Below are 2631 nucleotides of genomic sequence, written 5' to 3' on the forward strand. Positions count from 1 at the left end.
ACTGTACGGAAAGTCAGGAGTTGAATCTTGGATTGCCAGCGCAAATAGAGTAGGTATAAGAGTTCATATATGGATGCAGGCATTTTATGACGGATCATGGATAAACCCTGTTTCCGGAGGGTCTTATAATACTCAAGTTTTCAATTCCAAGATTGCTGAAGCCAAAGAGTATGCAAACCTTAAAGGTGTTTCAGGCATTCTTTTCGACTACTTAAGGTATCCTGGTACTGCATATAAAACTAGCGGAGGCGCTGCAGCTATAAGTGAATTTACTAGACAGGCAACACAGGCAATTCATAATATTAATCCAAACATACTGGTTTCAGCAGCGTTGATGCCGGAACCAAGCGTCAGTGTTTATTATTATGGTCAGGACTATTCCAAACTTAGCAGCTATTTGGATCTTGTACTTCCAATGGTTTACAAAGGAAATTATAAATCTGGAACATCATGGATTAGCAGCACAACCAAATGGTATGTTGATAATTCAAAGGGAGCTAAGGTATGGACAACTTTACAGTCTTATAGATCTGATGATGACCCTACCAAGTTGCCTATATCCGAATTAAATAATGATATTAAAACAGTATTGAACGCTAAAGCTTCAGGAGTCATATTATTCAGATACGGGTTGTCAAATATTCCAAACTTTAACAATCTTAAATAGGGTTAAGAAATATCATTCAATGAATGTGGTGGGAATCAGTTTGCATGAAATATATATGCTTCTGATGTCTTACGTCCAAATTCGTTAAAATGTAATTAGTTTGAATACGGGCATATTTTCCATATTGAATATGCTTGCTATCCTAACTATTTACTTTCTTTTTTGATAAAGTTTAAATATTTTAAAATCATATCTTTTATTATACTTTTTTTGATATATTCTCACATAAAATTTAGGTATACCAAAACTTTTTTATACTTTTAGTCATATAATTATAAAATAAGTTAATTTAAGGTGAATTCTATGGCTGAGAATAAAATTAGTGAGAATATTGAGGAATACCTAGAGGTTTTATACCGCAATGGAAGCAATAAGGAACAGGTTTCTACCACCCAAATTTCAAATGAATTGGGCATTGCACCGGGCAGTGTTACTCAGATGCTTAAAAAATTAGAAAAACTGGGATATATTGATTATACTCCTTATAAGGGAGCTACTTTAACTGATGAAGGTATGAAAATAGCTCAAAAAATAACAAGAAAACATAGAATTCTAGAAAAATTTTTAATCGATGTCTTAAAGGTTAAAGAGGAAAATGTTCACAGCCAGGCCTGTGAAATGGAACATGCCTTATCTGATGAAGCTGAAAGGGCTTTATGCGCAATGCTGAACAATCCTGATTTATGTCCTGACAACAATATTATTCCGGCTTGTAATTTTGATTTTGACAGTTGCAGACAATGCTATTCACAAAATGACTTCGATCAAATTGTAAACAGGCAATTCAATTTATTATCTATTTCCGAATTGACTTCCACTACTGAGGGCATTGTTTCATTTATCCGTGGAAATTCAGATTTGCTTGATGCCATTGCAGAGTTGGAAATAACAATCGGGTCTCAACTAAAATTTGAATATACTGAAATCCCTACGGGTAATTATTATCCAGTAATTGTAGATGATAATGAGTTAAATATTCCATTAGAAATGGCTAATAATATTTTTATTAGAATTTAACTTTTCTTTTTTTATTTTAAAAAAATTTATATAATATCTCTTCAAAACATATTAGCATTAAATATAATTTATTTCTTTTTGCGGTGTTTTAATGCGTGGAAATTTATTAAATGATTTAGTGTCAATTAAAATTGAAGAAGGAAGTAAAAGACCAATAGCATTACATGAAAAGAGTAAGTTCGGTAAAATTGAAGCTGATTGTTTAAATCTTTCTTTAATTGAGGCATGTTATTTGTTGGAAAAAGGCCGTTTAGATATTTACGAAAATGAAATTGAATGCAGCATTGGTTATCTAATTGATATTTTAAAACAACAGGAGTTATATGGTAAATACGTTGTTTATCGTGATTTAAAAGATAGGGGTTATGTAATCAAAACCGGATTTAAGTATGGGTCTGAATTCAGGTTGTATAATCGTGGAGGCGGCCCGGGCCAAGGACATTCAGATTATCTGGTGAAAATTATTTTTGAAAATTACGAAATCGATGCTTTGGACTTCGCAAGTTATGTCAGGGTTTCACATGGTGTTAATAAGAAACTTCTTTTGGCAATAGTCGATGAGGATTTTGATATCACATACTATAATGTCGAGTGGACCAGACCCTAATTTTAATTAAAGGAATCTATTATATTTTTATAAGTTTTATTAATTGAGTAAATAATTTTAATCATGAATTTAATTTAAAAGTGTTGTTGGTGAAAATATGGCAGAGTTAATAGATCCATGGGCATCATTTAGCCTAGATTATGATAAATTGGTCAATCAGTTTGGTATTGGCAAAATTTCTGAAATACTAAATGATATTAAAAATCCTCAAAGGTTAATGAAACGTGGTGTAATCTTTGGACATAGGGAATTTGATGAAATAAATAAATTAATCAATCAAAATAAGGAATTTGCTGTTGTAACTGGTATGATGCCAAGTGGACAAATGCACATTGGTCAT

3 protein-coding genes and 1 pseudogene are annotated in these 2631 nt (G+C 31.8%); all 4 read left to right on the forward strand.

All coding sequences use genetic code 11. The features are described from left to right. Positions 1–667 (forward strand): putative glycoside hydrolase (locus ACJMLZ_RS00275; protein ID WP_405303326.1); only part of this gene is annotated, 667 nt, incomplete at its 5' end. 303 nt (positions 668–970) lie between these two features. Then, the gene (locus ACJMLZ_RS00280) at positions 971–1684 is read left to right on the forward strand and encodes a metal-dependent transcriptional regulator (RefSeq protein ID WP_405303327.1); all 714 of its coding nucleotides are present in this window, start codon (positions 971–973) and stop codon (positions 1682–1684) included. 91 nt (positions 1685–1775) lie between these two features. After that, positions 1776–2291 carry a tRNA-intron lyase gene (gene endA / locus ACJMLZ_RS00285; protein WP_405303328.1) on the forward strand — a complete coding sequence of 172 codons (516 nt, stop codon included), beginning with the start codon at positions 1776–1778 and terminating at the stop codon, positions 2289–2291. A gap of 97 nt (positions 2292–2388) precedes the next feature. After that, positions 2389–2631, forward strand: a pseudogene (locus ACJMLZ_RS00290) (tryptophan--tRNA ligase); the annotation flags it as partial.

The sequence above is a fragment of the Methanobrevibacter sp. genome, assembly GCF_045126245.1.
In the GTDB taxonomy this organism is placed as follows: Archaea; Methanobacteriota; Methanobacteria; order Methanobacteriales; family Methanobacteriaceae; genus Methanocatella.